Source organism: Microbacterium sp. CGR1, from assembly GCF_001266755.1.
Lineage (GTDB): Bacteria > Actinomycetota > Actinomycetes > Actinomycetales > Microbacteriaceae > Microbacterium.
On sequence record NZ_CP012299.1, the window covers coordinates 233,430 to 252,670 of the forward strand.

General features: G+C 68.9%; 21 protein-coding genes. 11 read left to right on the forward strand and 10 right to left on the reverse strand.

Annotated features, from left to right (window positions below):
* Positions 1 to 104 precede the first annotated feature (104 nt).
* Together AKG07_RS01095 and AKG07_RS01100 are read left to right on the forward strand one after the other, a co-directional pair.
* Entirely contained in the window at positions 105 to 1,424 is a 1,320-nt protein-coding gene (locus AKG07_RS01095; protein WP_150115050.1) for a citrate synthase, read from the forward strand.
* A gap of 11 nt (positions 1,425 to 1,435) precedes the next feature.
* Positions 1,436 to 1,906, forward strand: coding sequence for an SRPBCC family protein (locus AKG07_RS01100; protein ID WP_053095575.1), 471 nt, complete (start codon positions 1,436 to 1,438; stop codon positions 1,904 to 1,906).
* Positions 1,907 to 1,981: 75 nt separating this feature from the next.
* Here AKG07_RS01100 and AKG07_RS01105 read toward each other — a convergent pair whose 3' ends face one another.
* Positions 1,982 to 3,382, reverse strand: coding sequence for a DEAD/DEAH box helicase (locus AKG07_RS01105; protein WP_053095576.1), 1,401 nt, complete (start codon positions 3,380 to 3,382; stop codon positions 1,982 to 1,984).
* A 227-nt stretch (positions 3,383 to 3,609) separates the two neighbouring features.
* Positions 3,610 to 4,563: a 2,3,4,5-tetrahydropyridine-2,6-dicarboxylate N-succinyltransferase gene (dapD, locus tag AKG07_RS01110; RefSeq protein ID WP_053095577.1), complete on the reverse strand. Its 954-nt coding sequence runs from the start codon at positions 4,561 to 4,563 to the stop codon at positions 3,610 to 3,612.
* A gap of 65 nt (positions 4,564 to 4,628) precedes the next feature.
* Between dapD and dapE the strand changes: the two genes are divergently transcribed.
* From dapE to AKG07_RS17360, 3 genes are all read left to right on the forward strand, one after another.
* Positions 4,629 to 5,702, forward strand: coding sequence for a succinyl-diaminopimelate desuccinylase (gene dapE / locus AKG07_RS01115; RefSeq protein WP_053095578.1), 1,074 nt, complete (start codon positions 4,629 to 4,631; stop codon positions 5,700 to 5,702).
* Positions 5,684 to 6,901, forward strand: a complete 1,218-nt coding sequence (locus tag AKG07_RS01120) for a hypothetical protein (RefSeq protein WP_053095579.1) — start codon at positions 5,684 to 5,686, stop codon at positions 6,899 to 6,901. The genes dapE and AKG07_RS01120 overlap by 19 nt, the downstream gene beginning before the upstream one ends.
* A 96-nt stretch (positions 6,902 to 6,997) precedes the next feature.
* Positions 6,998 to 7,171 carry a DUF3117 domain-containing protein gene (locus AKG07_RS17360; protein ID WP_067122349.1) on the forward strand — a complete coding sequence of 58 codons (174 nt, stop codon included), beginning with the start codon at positions 6,998 to 7,000 and terminating at the stop codon, positions 7,169 to 7,171.
* Between the two features lie 92 nt (positions 7,172 to 7,263).
* On the opposite strand, the gene AKG07_RS01125 is transcribed toward AKG07_RS17360, so the two are convergent.
* Positions 7,264 to 7,899: an O-methyltransferase gene (locus AKG07_RS01125; RefSeq protein ID WP_053095580.1), complete on the reverse strand. Its 636-nt coding sequence runs from the start codon at positions 7,897 to 7,899 to the stop codon at positions 7,264 to 7,266.
* 89 nt (positions 7,900 to 7,988) lie between these two features.
* Between AKG07_RS01125 and AKG07_RS01130 the strand changes: the two genes are divergently transcribed.
* Positions 7,989 to 8,375, forward strand: a complete 387-nt coding sequence (locus AKG07_RS01130; RefSeq protein ID WP_053095581.1) for a twin-arginine translocase TatA/TatE family subunit — start codon at positions 7,989 to 7,991, stop codon at positions 8,373 to 8,375.
* Positions 8,376 to 8,412: 37 nt separating this feature from the next.
* Here the strand turns inward: AKG07_RS01130 and AKG07_RS01135 are convergent, their stop codons facing one another.
* Genes AKG07_RS01135 through AKG07_RS01150 form a run of 4 tightly spaced genes read right to left on the reverse strand, consistent with a single transcriptional unit; the run spans position 8,413 to position 11,820 of the window.
* On the reverse strand, positions 8,413 to 8,886 hold the full coding sequence (locus tag AKG07_RS01135) for a hypothetical protein (RefSeq protein WP_082297768.1): 474 nt from the start codon (positions 8,884 to 8,886) through the stop codon (positions 8,413 to 8,415).
* Between the two features lie 8 nt (positions 8,887 to 8,894).
* The gene (locus AKG07_RS01140) at positions 8,895 to 10,013 is read right to left on the reverse strand and encodes an Mrp/NBP35 family ATP-binding protein (protein ID WP_053095583.1); all 1,119 of its coding nucleotides are present in this window, start codon (positions 10,011 to 10,013) and stop codon (positions 8,895 to 8,897) included.
* The gene (locus AKG07_RS01145) at positions 10,010 to 10,555 is read right to left on the reverse strand and encodes a DUF1003 domain-containing protein (RefSeq protein WP_053095584.1); all 546 of its coding nucleotides are present in this window, start codon (positions 10,553 to 10,555) and stop codon (positions 10,010 to 10,012) included. Before AKG07_RS01145 ends, AKG07_RS01140 begins: the two co-directional genes overlap by 4 nt.
* Positions 10,555 to 11,820, reverse strand: a complete 1,266-nt coding sequence (locus AKG07_RS01150; RefSeq protein ID WP_053095585.1) for a magnesium transporter MgtE N-terminal domain-containing protein — start codon at positions 11,818 to 11,820, stop codon at positions 10,555 to 10,557. Before AKG07_RS01150 ends, AKG07_RS01145 begins: the two co-directional genes overlap by 1 nt.
* Positions 11,821 to 11,921: 101 nt before the next feature.
* On the opposite strand from AKG07_RS01150, the gene AKG07_RS01155 reads away from it, so the two are divergent.
* The 4 genes from AKG07_RS01155 to AKG07_RS01170 are packed head-to-tail and all read left to right on the forward strand — an operon-like array spanning position 11,922 to position 14,886.
* The gene (locus AKG07_RS01155; RefSeq protein ID WP_230100666.1) at positions 11,922 to 12,689 is read left to right on the forward strand and encodes a general stress protein; all 768 of its coding nucleotides are present in this window, start codon (positions 11,922 to 11,924) and stop codon (positions 12,687 to 12,689) included.
* Positions 12,689 to 13,468 (forward strand): DUF4870 domain-containing protein, encoded by a 780-nt coding sequence (locus AKG07_RS18195; protein WP_053095586.1) that lies wholly within the window; start codon positions 12,689 to 12,691, stop codon positions 13,466 to 13,468. The genes AKG07_RS01155 and AKG07_RS18195 overlap by 1 nt, the downstream gene beginning before the upstream one ends.
* Positions 13,468 to 14,118, forward strand: coding sequence for an alpha/beta hydrolase family protein (locus AKG07_RS01165; protein ID WP_053095587.1), 651 nt, complete (start codon positions 13,468 to 13,470; stop codon positions 14,116 to 14,118). The genes AKG07_RS18195 and AKG07_RS01165 overlap by 1 nt, the downstream gene beginning before the upstream one ends.
* A gap of 12 nt (positions 14,119 to 14,130) precedes the next feature.
* The gene (locus AKG07_RS01170) at positions 14,131 to 14,886 is read left to right on the forward strand and encodes a metallophosphoesterase family protein (protein ID WP_053095588.1); all 756 of its coding nucleotides are present in this window, start codon (positions 14,131 to 14,133) and stop codon (positions 14,884 to 14,886) included.
* A gap of 4 nt (positions 14,887 to 14,890) precedes the next feature.
* Here AKG07_RS01170 and AKG07_RS01175 read toward each other — a convergent pair whose 3' ends face one another.
* Genes AKG07_RS01175 through AKG07_RS01185 form a run of 3 tightly spaced genes read right to left on the reverse strand, consistent with a single transcriptional unit; the run spans position 14,891 to position 18,268 of the window.
* Positions 14,891 to 15,781, reverse strand: a complete 891-nt coding sequence (locus tag AKG07_RS01175; RefSeq protein ID WP_053095589.1) for a phosphotransferase — start codon at positions 15,779 to 15,781, stop codon at positions 14,891 to 14,893.
* Between the two features lie 8 nt (positions 15,782 to 15,789).
* A complete protein-coding gene (locus AKG07_RS01180) occupies positions 15,790 to 17,211 on the reverse strand; it encodes an aminopeptidase P family protein (RefSeq protein ID WP_053095590.1) in 1,422 nt (473 codons plus the stop codon).
* A 37-nt stretch (positions 17,212 to 17,248) separates the two neighbouring features.
* Positions 17,249 to 18,268, reverse strand: coding sequence for an endonuclease/exonuclease/phosphatase family protein (locus AKG07_RS01185; protein ID WP_053095591.1), 1,020 nt, complete (start codon positions 18,266 to 18,268; stop codon positions 17,249 to 17,251).
* 88 nt (positions 18,269 to 18,356) lie between these two features.
* Here AKG07_RS01185 and AKG07_RS01190 point away from each other — a divergent pair, with 88 nt between their 5' ends.
* Positions 18,357 to 19,232: a PHP domain-containing protein gene (locus tag AKG07_RS01190; protein WP_053095592.1), complete on the forward strand. Its 876-nt coding sequence runs from the start codon at positions 18,357 to 18,359 to the stop codon at positions 19,230 to 19,232.
* Positions 19,233 to 19,241 lie beyond the last annotated feature (9 nt).

The window sequence follows — 19,241 nt, forward strand, 5'->3', positions numbered from 1 at the left end:
AGTAGGCCTGTGTGCCTACTAGGCTGTAAAGGCGATTCGGTCGTGTATCGACGATCTCGAACTGACCTGGTGCACAGCGCCGTGACATCGCCACATCCGACTTGATGAAGATCCATGAGGAGGCCCGCGTGAGCGCAGCGGCAGAGCAGCAGGCGACGGCGAAGCTGACGATCGGCGAGACGACCGCTGAATTCCCACTCGTGCGCGGCACGGCCGGCAACGACAGCATCGACTTCTCGACGCTGACGCGGCAGACGGGTTACACGGGACTCGACTACGGGTTCGTCAACACGGCGTCGACGAAGTCCGCGATCACGTTCATCGACGGAGACAAGGGCATCCTGCGCTACCGCGGGTATCCGATCGAGCAGCTTGCCGGTTCGACGAGCTACCTCGAGGTCGCCTGGCTCCTCATCTACGGCGAGCTTCCCTCCGCCGCCGAGCTCGCCGAGTTCGACGAGAAGATCCGTCGGCACACACTGCTGCATGAAGACCTCAAGCGCTTCTTCTCGGCGCTTCCGCACACCGCGCACCCCATGTCGGTGCTGTCGTCTGCCGTCGCAGCCCTCTCGACCTACTACGAGGGTCAGACCGACCCGCACAACCCCGAGCACGTCGAGCTGAACATGATCCGGATGCTGGCCAAGCTGCCGGTCATCGCGGCGTATGCACACAAGAAGAGCATCGGCCAAGCGTTCCTGTACCCCGACAACTCCCTCGGCTTCGTCGAGAACTTCCTGAAGCTCAACTTCGGCGTGCATTCCGAGGAGTATCAGGTCAACCCCGTGATGTCGAAGGCCCTCGAGCTGCTGCTGATCCTGCACGAGGACCACGAGCAGAACGCGTCGACCTCGACTGTGCGTCTCGTCGGCTCGACGGGCGCGAACCAGTTCGCCTCGATCTCCGCCGGCATCCAGGCTCTCTCCGGCCCGCTGCACGGCGGTGCGAACGAAGCCGTGCTCACCATGCTCGGGCAGATCCGCGATTCCGGTCAGAGCGTCTCGCGCTTCGTCGAGCGGGTGAAGAACAAGGAAGAGGGCGTGAAGCTGATGGGCTTCGGGCACCGGGTCTACAAGAACTACGACCCGCGCGCCAAGCTCGTCAAGGAGGCGGCGGGCGAGGTGCTCGCCGAGCTCGGCGTCACGGATCCGCTGCTCGACCTCGCTCAGGAGCTCGAGGAGCTGGCTCTCGCCGACGATTACTTCAAGGAGCGTCGTCTCTACCCGAACGTCGACTTCTACACCGGCGTGATCTACAAGGCGATGGGCTTCCCGACGCGCATGTTCACCGTGCTGTTCGCGATCGGCCGTCTGCCCGGTTGGCTCGCACAGTGGCGCGAGCTGCAGCTCGACCCGCAGACCAAGATCGGTCGCCCGCAGCAGCTCTACACAGGATCTCCCGAGCGCACCTTCCAGACCCGCTGAATCGACTCGCGATGCCTGTCGTGAGCGCGGAGGCCGTCGTGCCGGTGGATCCGGCGACGGCCTTCGCCGTCTCACAGACGACGGGTGCGATCCGACGCCGGTGGGATCCGTTCATCAGTGAGCAGCACTTCCTCGATGGCGCCGATGTCGCGGCCAAGGATGTGCGGACGTTCACCAGGCAGCGCTTCGGCTTGTCGATGGTGAGCCGGTATGTGTCCTACGCCCCGCCGAGGAACGTCGGGATGGTCATGGAGACCGGGCCGTGGTTCTTCACGAAGCTCGGCGGAGGCTGGCGGTTCACCGAGGTGCCTGAGGGCACGCTCGCCGTCTGGAAGTACAACTTCTCGTGTCAGCCGACCTGGCTCGCGCCGATCGCCGAGTGGATCGGCGCGCGGGTGCTCGGGTTCGAGATCCGTCGGCGCATCGCCGGTTTCGCCCGAGGGTGCTCAGACCCGCAGGTGCTGGCCGCCGTTCGCGGCTGACCTCGCTCAGGCGGGACGAAGAAGGCGGGTGCCCCGACGCTGAGCGTCGGCGCACCCGCCTGTATGTCTCTCGGGTCAGCGGCCCTGCGAGCCGCGACCACGGCCGCCCTGGCCACCGGAGCGGGATCCGCCCTGGCCACCCTGACGGCTGCCGGCCGTGGCGCCCTGGCCGCCCTGGCCCGAGCGGGGACGACGGCTGCGGCGCGACGGCGGGTTTGCCGCTGAATTGCGCTCGCCGCCGGCGGGGCGCTGCTTCGACGACTGACGCTGCTGCTGCTGGGGCTGAACCGGAGCCGGACGCACGTGCGGCGCACGCTCGGGGACGAGCTCGGTGACGGCGTTCGACGTGACGGGCTCGAGCGCGGCGGTGATCGACGCCTTGCGCAGGAGGTCCTTCACATCACGACGCTGCTCGGGGAGGACCACCGTGACGACGGTTCCCGCGGCTCCCGCACGGGCGGTGCGGCCGGAGCGGTGCAGGTATGCCTTGTGCTCCATGGGCGGGTCGACGTGGACGACGAGGTCGACGTTGTCGACGTGCACGCCACGGGCAGCGACGTCGGTCGCGACGAGGACGCGCACGCCTCCGTCGGCGGGATCTGACGAGAAGGCGCCGAGGTTGCGCTCACGCGCGTTCTGCGAGAGGTTTCCGTGCAGATCGACAGCGGGGATGCCCGCCGCGGTCAGCTGCTTCGCGAGCTTCTTCGCCTGGTGCTTCGTGCGGGTGAAGAGGATGCGGCGACCGGTGCCCGAGGCGAGCTCGCGCACGAGAGTGGTCTTGTTGTCGGTGGAATCGACGACGAGCACGCGGTGCGTCATCTCGCCGACGGGCACGCTCTCCTCGTCCACCTCGTGGCTCACGGCGTTCGAGAGGAACCGGCGGGCGAGGGTGTCGATGCCGCGGTCCAGCGTGGCGCTGAACAGCAGGCGCTGTCCGCCGGCGGGCGTGGCGGTGAGGATGCGGGTGACACCCGGCAGGAAGCCGAGGTCGGCCATGTGATCGGCCTCGTCGAGCACAGTCACCTCGACGGAGTCGAGCTGCACGACCCGCTGCTTCATCAGGTCTTCGAGGCGGCCGGGGCACGCGACGACGATGTCGACGCCGTTGCGCATGGCCTGTTCCTGGGGACGCTGGCTGACGCCGCCGAACACGGTGGTGACGCGCAGGCCTTTCGCCTCGGCGAGGGGCGCGATGGTCGCGGCGATCTGGGTCGCGAGCTCACGGGTCGGAGCGAGGACGAGTCCTCGGGGGTGCCCGGGGCGGCTCTTGCGCGACGAGGCGGCGAGGCGGGCGACGAGGGGGAGCGCGAAGGCGATCGTCTTGCCGCTGCCGGTGCGGCCGCGGCCGAGGAGGTCGCGTCCGCCGAGCGAGTCGGGAAGCGTGTCGCGCTGAATCGCGAACGCCTCGGTCTTGCCGTCCTTCGCGAGGACGGCGGCGAGGTCGGCGGGCACGCCGAGATCGAGGAAGGAAGTCATGAAGTATCTCCGAGAAATGCACGCACGAGCCGAGGGGCCGGGTGCGGAAGGTGGGCGACGGCGCGGGATCGCGCATCGTTTCGCCGTTCGAAATGGCCAGAACCAGGCAAGTGGCGCGGGAGCGTGTCGACGACGCAGACGTCTCGCAGTGCGAGTGGCGTCACCGCGACACTATCACGGCAGTCCCGGAGAAGGCTGAGACGGCCCGCTCTCAGCGAGTCGTGCGATCAGGCGTGGAGTGCGTCGTTGAGGGTCACACCGACGCCGGCGCGCTGCACGGCTTCGACCGCGCCGCTCAGCGAGTTGCGGCGGAACAGCAGTCCGTCGCGTCCGGACAGCTCGGAACCCTTGGCGGTCTTCCTGCCGCCGTCAGGCGTCGCCGGGCCGTCGACCAGCACGACCTTCGTGCCGGCCGTCACGTACAGTCCGGCCTCGACGACGCAGTCATCGCCGAGCGAGATGCCGATGCCCGCGTTGGCTCCCAGCAGCGTGCGTGCCCCGATGGAGACGCGGTGTGCGCCGCCGCCCGAGAGCGTGCCCATGATCGACGAGCCGCCGCCGATGTCGCTGCCGTCGCCCACCACGACGCCCTGGGAGATACGTCCTTCGACCATCGACGCACCGAGGGTGCCTGCGTTGAAGTTCACGAAGCCCTCGTGCATGACGGTCGTGCCGGGGGAGAGGTGCGCGCCCAGGCGGACGCGCGACGCATCTGCGATGCGCACACCGGCAGGCTGCACGTAGTCGGTGAGCCGGGGGAACTTGTCGAGCCCCTGAACCTGGATCCCTGAGCGCTGGAGCACGGGTCGAAGCCGCGCGGCATCCACGGGGTGCATGGGGCCGGCGTTCGTCCACGCCACGTTCGGCAGATGCGCGAAGATGCCGTCGAGGTTGAGTTCGTTCGGTCGCACCAGGAGGTGCGACAGTGTGTGCAGCCGCAGATAGGCGTCAGCGGTCGAGGCCGGCGCAGCATCGAGATCGATCTGCAGCTGTACCGTCTGCACCGAGACGTTGCGACGTTCGTCCGGACCGGTGAACTCCTCGAGCGCCGCGAGCGCGGTGGCCGCGTCGTCGGCACCGGGCTCGACGGCCGTCACCTCGGGGAACCAGGCATCGAGTACGGTGCCGTCACCGGCGATCGTCGACAGTCCAGTACCCCACACGGTGCGCGCCTCAGTCATACCTCCACGGTATCGCTACCGGCGACGGGGGATGGTCCAGATGTCGGGGTAAGTAGGCTGGGATCATGATGCTCGATCTGACCGCGTCCTCCGTCGACCTGACCCGTGCGATCTGCGACATCCCGAGCGTGTCGGGTGACGAGAAGGCGCTTGCGGATGCCATCGAGCAGGCGATCTCCGCGTATCCCCATCTCGAGGTGATCCGCCACGGCAACACGATCGTCGCGCGCACCGATCTCGGGCGAGCGCAGCGGGTCGCGATCGCCGGACACATCGACACCGTGCCGATCAACGGCAACGTGCCGACGAAGGACGTCGAGATCGACGGCGTCGAGTACCTCTGGGGCCGGGGAACCGTCGACATGAAGAGCGGCACCGCTGTGCAGCTGAAGCTCGCCGCCGAGCTCACCGAGCCCTCGGTCGACATCACCTGGATGTGGTACGACAACGAAGAGGTGGAGGCCTCGAAGAACGGGCTGGCGCTCCTCGCCGCGGTGCGGCCGGATCTCTTCCAGGCCGACTTCGCGATCCTCGGCGAGCCGTCCAACGGCGAGGTCGAGGGTGGCTGCAACGGCACGATGCGCGCGATCGTGCGCACCACCGGCGTGCGTGCGCACGCGGCACGTGCGTGGATCGGTGAGAACGCCATCCATCGGGCAGCCCCGATCCTCGCGCGCCTGGCCGAGTACCGTGCACGAGAGATCGCAGTCGACGGACTCCTGTATCGGGAGAGCATGAGCGCCGTGCGCATCACAGGCGGGGTCGCAGGCAACGTGATCCCCGATGCCTGCGAGGTCGAGGTGAACTACCGGTTCGCTCCGAGCAAGTCGGCAGCAGATGCAGAAGCGCACATGCGCAACCTCCTCGCCGGCTTCGACGTGGAGATCACGGACGCCGCAGAAGGCGCGCGGCCGGGCCTCGACGCGCCGATCGCCCAAGACTTCGTGGCGGCCGTCGGCGCCGAGCCTCGCCCGAAGTACGGCTGGACCGATGTCGCTCGGTTCTCCGCCCTCGGCATCCCCGCCGTGAACTACGGACCGGGAGACCCGCACCTCGCGCACCATGACGAGGAGCGCGTGCCGCTCGCGCAGATCGACGCCGTCGAGCGAGGACTGCGCGCATGGCTCAGCTCGCGCTGACTGCGACCCGCCGGTGGGCCGCAGCGCCACTGGCGCTGCGCGTGGCCCTGATCTACCTCGCCGCTCGCGCGGTGACGACCGCGATGATGATCGCGGCGGCGACGCAGTCGACATCGCTGTCGAGGTTCGGCGCAGAACCGGGCCTCGCCGATTTCATCGTCGGGTGGGACGCGCAGTGGTACTGGCTCGTCGCCGAAGAGGGATACCCCTCGGATCTGCCGCTCACCGAATCGGGTGACGTCGCTGAGAACGCCTGGGCGTTCATGCCGGTGTTCGCCTTCGCCGCCAAGGCGATCGGCTTCGTGTTCGGGTCGTGGGGGATGGGCGCCTTCCTGCTGTCATTCGTGGCCGGCTACCTCGCCTGTCTCGCGCTGCACCGATTGCTGCGCGATCGGATCGGCGCGCGTGCGGCGATGTGGGCGGTGGTGTTCTTCGCCTCCGGACCGATCGCGGCGATGTTCCAGGTGGGGTACGCCGAGACCCTGTTCCTGCTGCTGCTCTTCCTGGCTCTCGATGCCACGGTGCGACGGAACTACGCATGGCTGTATCTCCTCATCCCCGTGATGGCGTTCACCAGACCGGGGATTCTCGCGTTCGCGCTGTACCTGGGTCTGCACGGCATCCTCCGCTGGTGGCATCGCAGGGATGATCCGCTCGCCCCGCGGGAGATCGTGCACATCGTGGCGCTCGGCGCACTCGCCACGGTCGCGGGCTTCTCGTGGCAGGTCATCGCCGGCGTCGTGACCGGCGATCCCGGTGCGTACCTGGCGACCGAGCTCTCCTGGCGTCGCAACTGGCTCGTGGGCGGTGTCGACGGGTTCGTGCCTTTCGAAGGGTGGGTCCAGGCATCCCAGTTCTGGTTCGGTCAGTGGGGACTCCCCGGCTCGTGGGGGCCGGTCGCCGTCGCGCTCCTGGTGGTGGCAGCGGGTGCCGCCCTGCTCTACGTGCCGCAGGTGCGTGCGCTGGGTCCCGACCTGCGGCTGTGGAGCGCGAGTTACCTCCTCTACCTGCTCGCGGTGTTCTTCCCTCAGTCGAGCACCTTCCGGCTGCTGCTGCCCGTGAGCCCGATCTGGGGAGCACTCGCGGTGCCGCGCTCGCGCGTCTGGCGGCTCGGGGTCCTGGCCGTCTGCCTGCTGGGGCAGTGGCTGTGGATATTCCACATCTACGCCCTGGGGAACACCTTCTGGCAGGTGCCGTGAATGTTAAGGCTTGATGCATTTCTTCATAGGGGACATCCAGGTTCCGGTAACACCCGATAAACTGATCGCATACCACCGGAGGAAAAGGAGCCCACGATGGCAGCGATGAAGCCGAGGACCGGAGACGGACCCATGGAGGCCGTGAAAGAAGGGCGACTCATCATCGTGCGCGTCCCGCTCGAAGGCGGCGGCCGTTTGGTCGTCTCCGTGAACGACGCAGAGGCGAAGGAGCTTCACGACGTGCTGGCAGCCGTCGTGACGCCCGCCTGATCGAACTCGAATTCGCGCACGCGGATTCACGGAAGAGGGAGACGGATCGATGATCCGTCGCCCTCTTCCGTCCGTTCACGACGGTGTTCGGGTCAGCTCTCGCCGACGCTGATCAGCTGCAGCAGCCCCTCGCCGGAGGCAGAGACGGTCGCGAGCACGGCTGATGACTCCTGAGTCTCCTGCACGAGCGAGCGGTAGGCGGAGGTCACCTCGTCGCGCTGCACCGGATCGGCGACACGGCCGCCTCCGAGAATGCGGGGGACGAGAACCATTCCGCCTCGACGCACCAGCCGCAGGCCATGCTCGACGTAGTCGATGACGTTCTCGGGGTCGGCATCGACCAGCACGATGTCGTATGACGCCTCGTTCATGCGGGGCAGCACGTCGGCCGCGCGACCTGTGATGAAACGCGCCTTCGTCGCGGGGACGCGTGCGTCGGAGAAGGCCTGACGGGCGGCGGCGAGGTGCTCGGGCTCGTTGTCGATCGAGGTCAGCACCGCCTGCGGCGCGCCGCGCAGCAGCCAGAGGCCCGAGACTCCGGCGCCCGTGCCGATCTCGACGATCGATCTGGCGCCGGTCGCGGCGGCCAGCACGGCGATCTGCGAGCCGACGGCCGCGCTGATCGGCGACGCGCCGAGTTCGATGGCGTGCGCACGCGCGCGGGCGATCGGCGACGGCTCCGCGATGGACTCGCGGATGAAACGTGCATTCGCATCGTTCTCGCTCATTGCCTGATTCTCCCGACTGAGATATGTGTTCTCCCAGGGTATGCGCTCGGTGCGCGGCACAACGGCAGGCGCGGCGGTAGCCTGGACAGATGCAGTTCGGGATCACCTTCGAGAAGCTGCTGCTCATCGGTCTGATCGCTGTGCTTCTCATCGGACCGGAGCGGCTGCCCCGCTACGCCGAGAGCGTCGCCAAGCTCGCTCGGCGCGCCGGCGAGTTCCTCCGCGACACCAAATCGCGTGTCCGCGACGAGATGGGTCCCGAGATCGACGACGTCGACTGGCGCAAACTCGATCCACGGCAGTACGACCCCCGGCGCATCATCCGCGACGCGCTCTTCGAAGACGACGCTGCGCCCGGTCCCGCCCGTGCGGAGGCAGTCGTTGCGGAGCCGACGGTGAAACCGGTGCGGACGGCGAGGGTGCGACCGGAGTTCTCGGTCGCGAGTCCTCCGCCGTACGATTCCGAAGCGACATAGCCCGAGTCTCCGCCCGGCGGAGCTCCGCTGCGAAGGCTCAGCCGATGCGCGCGCGCAGCGTGGCGAGGTCGTCGTCCGTCACCAGTGACCGGGGGATGGCGGTGATCGCCGACGCGCCACGCAGCTTGAGCAGTACCGCGTCAGCGCCTGCTCGCACGCTCTGGAAGGTGCTGTAGTCGATGTCGGACGAGCGATGCCCCGCGCCGATGTGCAGGGCAGTGTCACCCAGTCGCACCCAGACGACGGTGCCTGGCGGGGTCGCCGAATGCACGGCACGCCGTGCTCCGACGATCGTCATCACGACGGCATAGACCATCAGACCGATGCTCGCGACGGGGAGCAGACCCGACAGCCCCGGGTTGCCTCCGGTAGCGCTCAGATTCAGGATGCTCAGCGCGAGCGCTGCAGCGAGGGCGATCCACATCACGATCGCCGCAGGACGAGTGAGCGCGTAGACCGCCGCATCTCGAGCCATTCCCCGAAGCAACCGCTCATCGACGGTGACAGTCATGGTCGGGCCTATCCGACATTCATGGGAAGCGACCGGCCGGCGAGTCCGCGCCCCTGTCCGGCGAGAGTGCGGGCCAGATCACGGATCGCCGTCGCCGCCGCATCGGCGCCGTCGCTCAGGACGACCGGCACACCGTCGTCGCCTCCGGAGCGCAGCCCGGGGCTGAGCGGGATCGACGCCAGCAGCGGGACGGACTGCGTCTCGGACAGCGCCTCTGCGACGGCAGCACCTCCACCCGAGCCGAACAGGTCTATCACGGTGCCGTCCGGCAGGGTGAGCGCGCCCATGTTCTCGACCACGCCGATCACCCGCTGACCGGTCTGACGCGCCACCAGCCCGCTGCGGATCGCGACGTCGGATGCGGCCGCCTGCGGGGTCGTCACGACGAGCACCTCGGCGTGCGGCAACAGCTGCCCGATCGAGATCGCGATGTCGCCGGTGCCGGGGGGCATGTCGATCAGCAGGATGTCGAGGTCGCCGAAGAACACGTCCGTCAGGAACTGCTGCACTGTGCGGTGCAGCATCGGACCGCGCCAGGCCACCACGGCCTCGCCGTCGCGCAGGAACATGCCGATGGAGATCGTCTTCACTCCGTGGGCGACGGGCGGGAGCATGAGGTCGTCGATGCGCGTGGGCTGTGTCCCCGCGGGGATGCCGAGGAGCCCGGGGATCGAGAAGCCGTGCACATCGGCGTCGACGAGACCGACTGCGAGACCCTGCGCGGCGAGTGCGACCGCGAGGTTCGCCGTCACCGTGGACTTGCCGACCCCGCCCTTGCCGCTGGAGACGAGGATCACCCGCGTGAGCGAGTCCGGGCCGAAGGGCATCTGGCGCGGCGGCCGGCCGTCGCGCAGCTTCTCGGTGAGCGCCTTGCGCTCGGTGGGCGTCATGACACCGACCTCGACGTCCACCTCGGTGATCCCCGGCACGGAGGCGGCGGCCGCGCGGACGTCCGATTCGATGCGGGCGGCAGCCGGGCAGCCGACGATCGTGAGGACGATCGCGACGTGCGCGCGCGGACCGTCGACGTCGATCTCCCTGACCATGTCGAGATCGCCGATGGGGCGTCGCAGCTCGGGATCTGTGACCGCGGCTACGGCCGCCCGCACGGAATCAGCGGTGCTCATGATGAGGCGGCGCGGCCGCGGGGGCGTCGCTCGACCGGCTCGTCGTCATGGTCTCCGAGCTCGGCGAGCAGCGACTTGAGCTCCTGCCGCAGCACATCGCGGGTCACGACCTGGTTGTTGCGCTCCTCGAGCGACATCCGCAGCGCGACGATCTCACGGGCGAGGTACTCGGTGTCGGCGAGGTTGCGCTCGGCCCGCTGACGATCCTGTTCGATCTGCACTCGGTCACGGTCGTCCTGGCGGTTCTGCGCGAGAAGGATCAGAGGGGCCGCGTACGACGCCTGCAGCGAGAGCATGAGGGTGAGGGCCGTGAAACCGAGCGCCGCGTCATCGAAGCGCAGGTGGTCGGGCAGCAGTGTGTTCCAGCAGATCCAGAGCACACAGAACAGAGTGAGGATCAGCAGGAACGCGGGGGTGCCCATGGCGCGGGCGACCCACTCGGTGAAACGGCCGAAGCGATCACGCGACGTCGAGCGCTGGCGGGAGGTGCCGCGGCCCAGGGGTGCGTCGAGCCGAGGCGAGCGCGAGCGGGAGCGGGGCATCAGCGCACCTCCTTGGAGACCGTCGGCTCGTCGCTGTCGTGCGTGCGCCAGTCATCGGGCAGCAGGTAGTCGAGGACGTCGTCGATGCTGATCGCGCCGACCAGTCGGTGGGCGGCATCGATCACGGGGAGCGAGACGAGGTCGTAGCTCGCCAGCATCCTGGCGACCTCAGCGGCGGACGCGGTGACCCGCACCGGCTCGAGGCTGTCGTCCATGATGGCCCCGAGACGTTCGTGCGGCGGGTAGCGCAGCATCCGCTGGAAGTGCACCATGCCGAGCAGCCGACCGGTCGGCGTCTCGAACGGCGGCAGGGTCACGAAGACCGCGGCTGCAAGGGCGGGGTGCAGCTCGTGGCGCCGGATGAGGGCGAGCGCCTCGGCCACCGTCGCGTCGGCCGACAGGATGATCGGCTCGGGCGTCATGAGTCCACCGGCCGTGTCAGGGCCGTAACGGAGCAGCATCCTGACGTCCTCGGCCTCTTCGGGCTCCATCAGCTCGAGCAGCTGCTCGAGACGATTCGGCGGAAGCTGCGCGAGGAGGTCCGCGGCGTCGTCCGGTTCCATCTGGTCGAGGATGTCGGCGGCGCGCTCGTCGCCGAGTCGATCGAGGATATGCACCTGCTCGTCTTCGGGCATCTCCTCCAGGGCATCGGCCAGGCGGTCGTCCGAGAGCTCCTCGGCGACCTCGATCATGCGCTGCTGGGGGAGGTCGAGCAGGGTGTTCGCGAGGTCGGCTGCGTGGAGCTCCGAGTACGACGCGACGAGCTGCTCGGCCGACTGGGACTCGCCGGGGGAGTGCTGCTCGGCGACCTCGCTCCAGGCTGCGAACGTGGTCGGTCCCTTCGCGAACGGAGAGGCGCTGGTCTTCGGTCGACGCAGGAAGAGCTGACTGATCGCCCATTCCCCGATGCGGTTCGGCTCGATGGCGACGTCTTCGATCACGGCGGTGCCGCTGCCGTCGACGAGGCTCACCCGACGCCCGAGGAGCTCGGCGAGAACGCGCACCTCGCCGGCGCGCGGTGAGAATCGGCGCACATTGATGAGACCGGTGCTGATCACCTGGCCCGCGCGGATCGAGGTCACCCGTCCGATGGAGAGGAAGACCTGTCTGCGCCCGGGGATCTCGACGACGAGGCCGATGACGCGGGGAGCACCCGTACTTCGGTACACGATGACGACATCACGGACTTTGCCGAGCCGGTCGCCCACGGGGTCGAAGACGGCGCAGCCAGCAAGGCGCGCGGCGAATACCCGTTGTGTGCTCACTCGTCCAGCGTAGTCGCCGGTGTCGCAGGGGTGGCCCCCGGCGGCACCGCTGCACGACACACTCCCGGCCCTGTCACCACACGGCATGGAACAATGGCGGGATGAGCATGCTGAACCGTCCAGCCGACAGCCGCGATGAGGGCGAGATCGTCGCCTCCACACGCGATTACGAAGGCGCCCAGAAGACGGTGTCGAAACTGATCGCCCAGGAGGTGCCCGCCCGGGACATCGCGATCATCGGACAGAGCGTCCGGACGGTCGAGCGCATCACCGGGCGTCTGGGCTATGCAGCAGCCGCCCGATCGGGAGCGATCAACGGCGTGCTCATCGGTCTCTTCCTCTCTGCGATCCTCGTGATCGGCAACCCGGAGGTTCCGATCCAGCTGTTCGTCGGATTCGTCTTCATCGGCGTCGCACTCGGGATGCTTCTGAGCCTCGTCACGTATGCGATCGTGCGGCGACGCCGCGACTTCGCGAGCGTCACGCAGTTCGCGGCCGATCACTACGAGGTCCGCGTCCAGGCCGCTTCGCTCGCGAAGGCCCGTCTCGCCCTGGGTGCGGCCACGCCGGCACCGGCGCGGGCACCGGTGAACCTCGACGAGCCGCCGCGGTACGGCGAGCGCATCACCCCCGGCGCGCACGAACCGGCCGGACAGCCGACGACAACGACACAGCCGACGCCCGAAGAGCCGACGCCCGGAGCCGATCCGACTCCCGGCAGCGAGCCGACACCGCCGCTGGGCGGCGGTGAGACTCCGCCTGCAGAGCCGGCCGTCCCGCCGAGGCCCGCGGATCCGGAGCCGCCGTCTCCCGCGGCGCCCGGGACCGGTGGCGCGGGGGTTCCTCCGAAGTCTGCGGAGCCCGCCTGATGTCAGACGCACCCCGCGATCCGTCGACCCCGTCCGAGCGATCGGCGCAGCCCGCACCGCCGCCCGTGCCTCCCGTTCCGCCCTTCCCTGACGGGCAGCAGCCCGCGGCGCCGGCCCGTCCGCTGAACCCGTACGCCCCGCCGCCGGCGCCCGGCTCAGCCCCGCAGCAGTCGCACGGCTACGCACCGCCACAGGGCTCCGCGTACGCACCGCCGCAGGGCTCCGGGTACGCACCGCCGCAGGCCCCGGGGTATGCGGCACCCCAGGCCCTGGGGTATGCGCCGCCTCAGGCGCCGGGCTACGCGCCGCAGCAATCGGCACCGGGCTACGCGCCGCCGGCCTACCCCGTACAGGGGTACCCCGTCGGCGCCTACCCTGCGGCCGTCCCCCCGCGGGGTCTGCTTCCGTGGGCACTGGGCCTGCTGGTCCTCATCCCGTTCCCGTTCGTCGGCGGACTCGCGTCCGGACTCGCCATGGCCGTGAGCGGCGGGGCGTCCCGTCGATACGGCGGGGTCGCGCGTGAGAACGCTCGCGCTGCGCTGAACTGGGGGCTGACGTACCTTCTGGTCTCCACGGTGCTCCTGGTCACGCACTTCGTGCTGCTGTTCGCGCTGACCTCCGATTCGCCGACCACCGGCTTCTACCCGCTCGGCATCCCCATCACGCTCTATTTCGCGCTCTCGGTGCTGCACGTCGTGCTCGTGATCGTGGGCATGGTGCGTGCGTCGAGCGGCAAGGTCATGCGCGTGCCGTTCGCCGTCCCGTACCTGCGGGCCTGATGATCGAGATCCCTGTCGAGCTGCCCTCCGGGGTGACGACGGTCTCTGCCGACTGGGCGCCCGGCGACAACGGCGCGACAGTCCTGATCGCCCACGGCGCCGGTGCGGGCAAGGACCATCCATTCCTCGTGGGATTCTCGGATGCGCTCTCGGACCGGGGATTCTCCACCCTGCGGTTCAACTTCCCCTACGTGGAGCAGGGGCGCAGGATGCCGGGGCCTGCGGCGCACGCGATCGCGACGTGGAACGCGGCGGTGGCCTTCGCGCGCGATCTCGACGCGGAGGCCGCCATCTGGGCCACAGGCAAGTCCTACGGCGGACGCATGGCATCGATGGCCGTGGCCGAGGGACTGGCGGTCGACGGTCTCGTCTACCTCGGCTACCCGCTGCACGCTCCGGGCAGACCGGAGAAGCCGAGAGCCGACCACCTGCCGGCGGTCGCTGCGCCGCAGCTGTTCATCGAGGGCACGAACGACCCCTTCATCCAACCTCTGACACAGTTCGATGACGTCGTCTCCACGTGTCAGGACGCCCGCGTCGTCTGGATCGAGGGTGGCGGTCACACCTTCGAGGTGAAGGGACGCAAGCGCGCGGCATCCGACATCGGCGCGTCGCTCGCGCCGATCGTCGCGGAGTTCGTCCGGCCCTGAGAGCATGGCAGGGTGAGTCTCGAACGCGTCGCCCTGATCTCCGATGTCCACGGAAACCTGACCGCTCTCGAGGCGGTGCTCGCCGACATCCATCGCAGGGGCATCGCCCGCATCGTCAACCTCGGAGACACGGCGGGCAAGGGGCCACGAGGCGAGGACGCCGTGCGGCGCTGCCGCGACGTGTGCGAGGTGAACGTCCGCGGCAACTGGGACGACTTCCTGCCGACCATCCCCGACGACGGGCCGTCCGAGATGCTGTGGTGGCGAGATGAGCTGTCGGCGTCGAGCAGGGCGTGGCTCCGGTCGCTTCCGCTGAGTGTCGATCTGGTCCTCAGCGGTCATCGGATCCGCCTGTTCCACGCGTCGGCGCAGAGCCCGCACGTCCGCGTGCACTTCGCCCACACGCCCGAGCAGTTCTCCGCGATGTTCGAGGCGACGGAGATGACCGGCGACGGCCCGCTGCCCGATGTGGTGGGCTACGCCGACATCCACGACGCCTACATCGAATCGAACGACGGACGTACGCTGTTCAACGTCGGAAGCGTCGGGAACCCGCTCGACACACCCGTTCCGTCCTACGTGATCCTCGAAGGAGGACAGTCGGCGGACGATCCCTTCGGGATCCAGTTCGTGCGCGTGCCCTACGACGTCGAGGCCGAGATCGCCGTCGCCGAATCGCTCGACATGCCGACCGCCGATGTCTGGGCCGTCGAGCTCCGCACCGCCGTATATCGAGGGCGGCAGGCATCGCAGACGGCGACGCCATGATCGCTCAGAGGTTCGCGAGGTCCGGATCGTCGAGCAGACGCCTCATCGTCGACCGTCCCAGACCGCTCATGGCGGGGTTCGAGGACTCGTAGTACCAGACGAGGCCCATCGCCTGCTGCAGCGCCCAGGCTGCTCCTCGCCGCCACTCGCTGTCGGAGACGCGCAGACGGTCACGCACGACGGATCGCCCCCGAGCGTCGAACAGATGCCACGCGGCGACGAGATCGAGCGCAGGGTCGGCAGGGCCGAAGCCCCCGCCGTCGAGGACACCGACGAGACGATCGTCGGCCACCAGCAGGTTGAACGGCGTGAGGTCCCGGTGGCTCATGACGTCCGCACCCTCGCGGGGCGCGTCGCGCAGCAAGCTCGAGAGTCGATCCACGCGATCAGGATCGACCTGGTGCGCGCTGCGCTCGATGCAGAGCGCGACCCACTCGTCGTGGTCACGGAGAACACCACCGCGGCCGCGCCCGTCGAACTTCCGTCCGCGGGTCTCGGTCGACCGCAGCACAGTGATCAGCCCGGAGACGTCCGAGACGAGCGACTCCGACGATGCGTGGCCGGCGGGGGTCGCGGCGACACCCGCCAACCAGGTCTGGATCGACCAGGCAGAAGGATGCTCCTCGGTCGCCGCGGCGAGTCCGACAGGCCGCGTCGCCGGCACGCCGCAGACGTCGGCGAGCTCAGCCATCGCCGCGGCCTCGGCGCCGAGGACATCGCGCGATTCTGCGACGAGGGGGAACCGTGCCGCGAGGTCGTCGCCGATCCGGAAGATCGTGTTCACCGTGCCCGTCGAGCGGACGCGCTCGATCGGCAGATGGGCGAGCTCGGGGAACGTCTGCGCGATCAGCCGCGCAGCGCGATCGTCCGTGAGTGCGAGCTCGCCCTCGTGCATCCGTGAGGTCAGTGCTGGACTCGTGCGATCCAGGCTTCGACCTCGTCCGCCGTGCGCGGGATGTCCGCCGAGAGGTTCACCGGGCCGTCCTCGGTCATCAGGATGTCGTCCTCGATTCGCACACCGATACCCCGGTACTCCTCGGGAACGGTGAGGTCGTCGATCTGGAAGTAGAGGCCGGGTTCGATCGTGAAGACCATTCCCGGGGCGAGGATGCCGTCGTAGTACATCTCCCGCCGGGCCTGCGCGCAGTCATGGACGTCGATGCCGAGGTGGTGCGACGTGCCGTGCACCATGTAGCGGCGGTGCTGCCCGCCGGTGTCGCCGTCCAGCGCCTCCTGTGCGGTCACGGGGAGCATTCCCCACTCGGCGACGCGCGCGGCGATGACGCGCATGGCCGCCTCGTGGACCTCGCGGAAGCGCACCCCGATGCGAGCCGCGGCGAACGCGGCATCAGCGGCCTCGCGCACCGTCTCGTACACCCGGCGCTGCACCTCGGTGAAGGTTCCGGAGACGGGGAGCGTGCGGGTGATGTCCGCGGTGTACAGGCTGTCCGCTTCGACGCCCGCGTCGACGAGGATGAGGTCTCCCGGCACGACCGTGCCGTCGTTGCGGGTCCAGTGCAGGTAGCAGGCATGGGGACCCGATGCGGCGATCGTGTCGTAGCCCTCGCCGTTGCCGTCCTCGCGCGCGCGGCGGTGGAAGACGCCCTCGACGACGCGCTCGCCGCGAGCATGAGCGATCGCGTCGGGAAGCGAACGGATGACGTCCTCGAATCCCTGCGCGGTGATGTCCACCGCTCGGCGCATCTCGGCGATCTCGTACTCGTCCTTCACGAGCCGCAGCTCCGAGACGAAGCGGGTGAGGTCGTCGTCCTCGTCGAGCACGAGCTCTCCCTCGGCGGCCGAGAACCTCTCGAGGTGGTCGGTCGCGATGTCGAGGTCTGCCGCGACGCCGGCGAGAGACGGGCGAGGGCCGATCCAGAATTCACCGACCGTGGCGTCCGCATAGAACTCCGTGGTGGTGCGATCGGCGCGCTCCCGGAAGTACAGCGTCACATCGTGGCCGGACTCGGCCGGCTCGAACACGAGGATCGAGTCGGGCTCGGCATCCGAAGCCCATCCCGTGAGGTGTGCGAAGGCCGAATGCGCACGGTACGGGTAGTCGGTGTCGTTGCTGCGCTGCTTGAGCGAACCGGCAGGGATGACGAGTCGCTTGCCGGGGAAGGCAGCGGACAGGGCGGCGCGGCGCACGGCGGCGAACGGCGCCTGCGCTCGCGGCGCGGGGATCGACTCGGGGCGCTCCGCCCATCCGATCGAGATCGTGTCGAGGAATCCGCGGGGGAAGGGCTGCTTCCGATTCGTGGTGGTCGTCTCGGCGGGAGTCTCGGTCGTGGGCTCTGCGATCGTGTCGCGCTCAGCGGTGCTCATCCCTCCAGTCTGTCACCTGAGCGACGGCCACGGCATGTCAGCCTGCGGGTTCGAGCTGCACCACGAGACCGCGGTGGTCGCTTCCCGAGCCGCCGATCACGACGGAACCCGTCGTGGACCAGCTCGGCGACGCCATGACGTGGTCGATCGGGGTACTCAGCAGCGCCGGCAGCGAGCTCGGCCATGTGCCGCTGAATCCGTTGCCGGAGCGGGTCGCACCGTCGCGGCAGTACCCCATGTCGCCGCCGTCGACGCCGAGCCCCGCCATGTGGTCGATCGTGGCGTTGAAGTCGCCCGCGAGGATGAAGTTCCCCTCGGGGCACTGGTCGGCGATCCAGCGCAGGTCGCTCTGCCACTGCGCCATGTCCTCCATCCGGGGCGCGACGGCGTGCACCGCGACGATCGTCGGACCCTCGCCATCGACCGGCATCAGCACCGCGCTGGGCACCGAGCCGGTGTTGTTGGAGCCGTCCTCGGACGACTCGATCACGGAGTACTCGCCGAGGTCGGGGGAGACGAGGACGGTCGTGTGCCAGGACTTGGGGCCGTCGACGACGTCGGGCTTGAACTGCACATGGTGCACCCACATGGGGTGATCCTGATCGCGCAGCAGCACGGCGATCTGCTCGCCCACCTCTTCGGTGGTCTCGGGCAATGCGACGACGTCAGCGCCACGCTCGAGGATCTCCCGCGCGATCTCCTCGGCGGACACCTCGTCGCCGGCCGTGTTCCAGGTGAGCACCCGGATGCTCGAATCGGTGGCGGCGGGGAGCGTGTCCGCGCCGAACCCGCGCATGAAGCCGATGGCTCCCGTCGCACCGGCGCCGAGCAGGGCGACGATCAGCACGGATGCCGCGAAGCCGCGCAACGGCTTCGCGAACAGGAGCAGCATCGAAACGGCCGCGACGAGGAGGAATGCCGCCAGGACCACGCCGCGGGCGGCGACGATCTGCGCGAACGGATAGGTCTGCTCGAGATGGAAGAACTGCGGCCAGACGACGACGGCCGTCGCGATCGCGAGCAGCACGGTGACGAGGATCCCCAGTAGTCGAAACATCCTCTTCAGCCTAGAAGTCCTCTCTGTGAAGTCCCTAGAGCGACAGGCGTGCGCGGCCGACGTCCACGGTCGTCGGTACGCTCGGAGCATGGCCACCGCTCGATCCCGCCGTTTCGCCGGTCCGTCCGACCTGCACATGCACTCGAACCACTCGGACGGAACGGAGTCGCCCGGCGATGTCGTGCGCCAGGCACACCGGTTCGGGGTGCGCACGATGGCGCTGACCGATCACGATCGCACGACGGGGTGGGACGAGGCGGCGGCGGCGACGGCCGAGCTCGGGATGACGTTCATCCCCGGCATGGAACTCTCCGCGAAACACGAGTGGCGCAGTGTGCACGTGCTGGGCTACCTCTTCGATCCGCTCGACGAGGCGCTCGGATCCGAGACCGATCGCATCAGAGGCGACCGGATCGGTCGTGCCGAGCGGATCGTCCGCAGCATCGGTCGTGACTACGACCTCGACTGGGACGATGTCCTCGCCCAGACCACTCTCGACGCGACGGTCGGCCGTCCGCACATCGCCGATGCCCTTGTGGCCCGCGGAATCGTGCGCGACCGCACCGAGGCGTTCGACGGGATTCTGCACCCCAGAGAGGGTTACTACGAGCCCCACTACGCGCCCGACCCGCTCACGGCAGTGCGTCTGATCACCGAGGCCGGAGGGGTGGCGATCATCGCGCACCCTGCCACGATCGGCCGCGACCACATGATGCCGGTGCCGTTCATCGAGCAGCTCATCCCCGCAGGCCTGGGCGGTTTCGAGATCGATCATCGGGAGAACACCGCGGCAGGCCGGAAGACGCTGCACGCGATCGCCGCGAAGCACGATCTCATCGTCACCGGCTCGAGCGACTATCACGGCACCGGGAAACCCAATCTGCCGGGCGAGAACACCACATCCGACGAGATGGTGGAGCGACTGATCGAGCGCGCGACCGGCTCCGCGCCCCGCTACGCGTGACGCCGGGAC

Bases quoted from the DNA above. Each gene is read 5' to 3' on its own strand.
- AKG07_RS01095 (WP_150115050.1), top strand. From the start codon at position 105: ATGAAGATCCATGAGGAGGCCCGCGTGAGCGCAGCGGCAGAGCAGCAG.
- AKG07_RS01100 (WP_053095575.1), top strand. From the start codon at position 1,436: ATGCCTGTCGTGAGCGCGGAGGCCGTCGTGCCGGTGGATCCGGCGACG.
- AKG07_RS01105 (WP_053095576.1), bottom strand. From the start codon at position 3,382: ATGACTTCCTTCCTCGATCTCGGCGTGCCCGCCGACCTCGCCGCCGTC.
- dapD (WP_053095577.1), bottom strand. From the start codon at position 4,563: ATGACTGAGGCGCGCACCGTGTGGGGTACTGGACTGTCGACGATCGCC.
- dapE (WP_053095578.1), top strand. From the start codon at position 4,629: ATGATGCTCGATCTGACCGCGTCCTCCGTCGACCTGACCCGTGCGATC.
- AKG07_RS01120 (WP_053095579.1), top strand. From the start codon at position 5,684: ATGGCTCAGCTCGCGCTGACTGCGACCCGCCGGTGGGCCGCAGCGCCA.
- AKG07_RS17360 (WP_067122349.1), top strand. From the start codon at position 6,998: ATGGCAGCGATGAAGCCGAGGACCGGAGACGGACCCATGGAGGCCGTG.
- AKG07_RS01125 (WP_053095580.1), bottom strand. From the start codon at position 7,899: ATGAGCGAGAACGATGCGAATGCACGTTTCATCCGCGAGTCCATCGCG.
- AKG07_RS01130 (WP_053095581.1), top strand. From the start codon at position 7,989: ATGCAGTTCGGGATCACCTTCGAGAAGCTGCTGCTCATCGGTCTGATC.
- AKG07_RS01135 (WP_082297768.1), bottom strand. From the start codon at position 8,886: ATGACTGTCACCGTCGATGAGCGGTTGCTTCGGGGAATGGCTCGAGAT.
- AKG07_RS01140 (WP_053095583.1), bottom strand. From the start codon at position 10,013: ATGAGCACCGCTGATTCCGTGCGGGCGGCCGTAGCCGCGGTCACAGAT.
- AKG07_RS01145 (WP_053095584.1), bottom strand. From the start codon at position 10,555: ATGCCCCGCTCCCGCTCGCGCTCGCCTCGGCTCGACGCACCCCTGGGC.
- AKG07_RS01155 (WP_230100666.1), top strand. From the start codon at position 11,922: ATGAGCATGCTGAACCGTCCAGCCGACAGCCGCGATGAGGGCGAGATC.
- AKG07_RS18195 (WP_053095586.1), top strand. From the start codon at position 12,689: ATGTCAGACGCACCCCGCGATCCGTCGACCCCGTCCGAGCGATCGGCG.
- AKG07_RS01165 (WP_053095587.1), top strand. From the start codon at position 13,468: ATGATCGAGATCCCTGTCGAGCTGCCCTCCGGGGTGACGACGGTCTCT.
- AKG07_RS01175 (WP_053095589.1), bottom strand. From the start codon at position 15,781: ATGCACGAGGGCGAGCTCGCACTCACGGACGATCGCGCTGCGCGGCTG.
- AKG07_RS01180 (WP_053095590.1), bottom strand. From the start codon at position 17,211: ATGAGCACCGCTGAGCGCGACACGATCGCAGAGCCCACGACCGAGACT.
- AKG07_RS01185 (WP_053095591.1), bottom strand. From the start codon at position 18,268: ATGTTTCGACTACTGGGGATCCTCGTCACCGTGCTGCTCGCGATCGCG.
- AKG07_RS01190 (WP_053095592.1), top strand. From the start codon at position 18,357: ATGGCCACCGCTCGATCCCGCCGTTTCGCCGGTCCGTCCGACCTGCAC.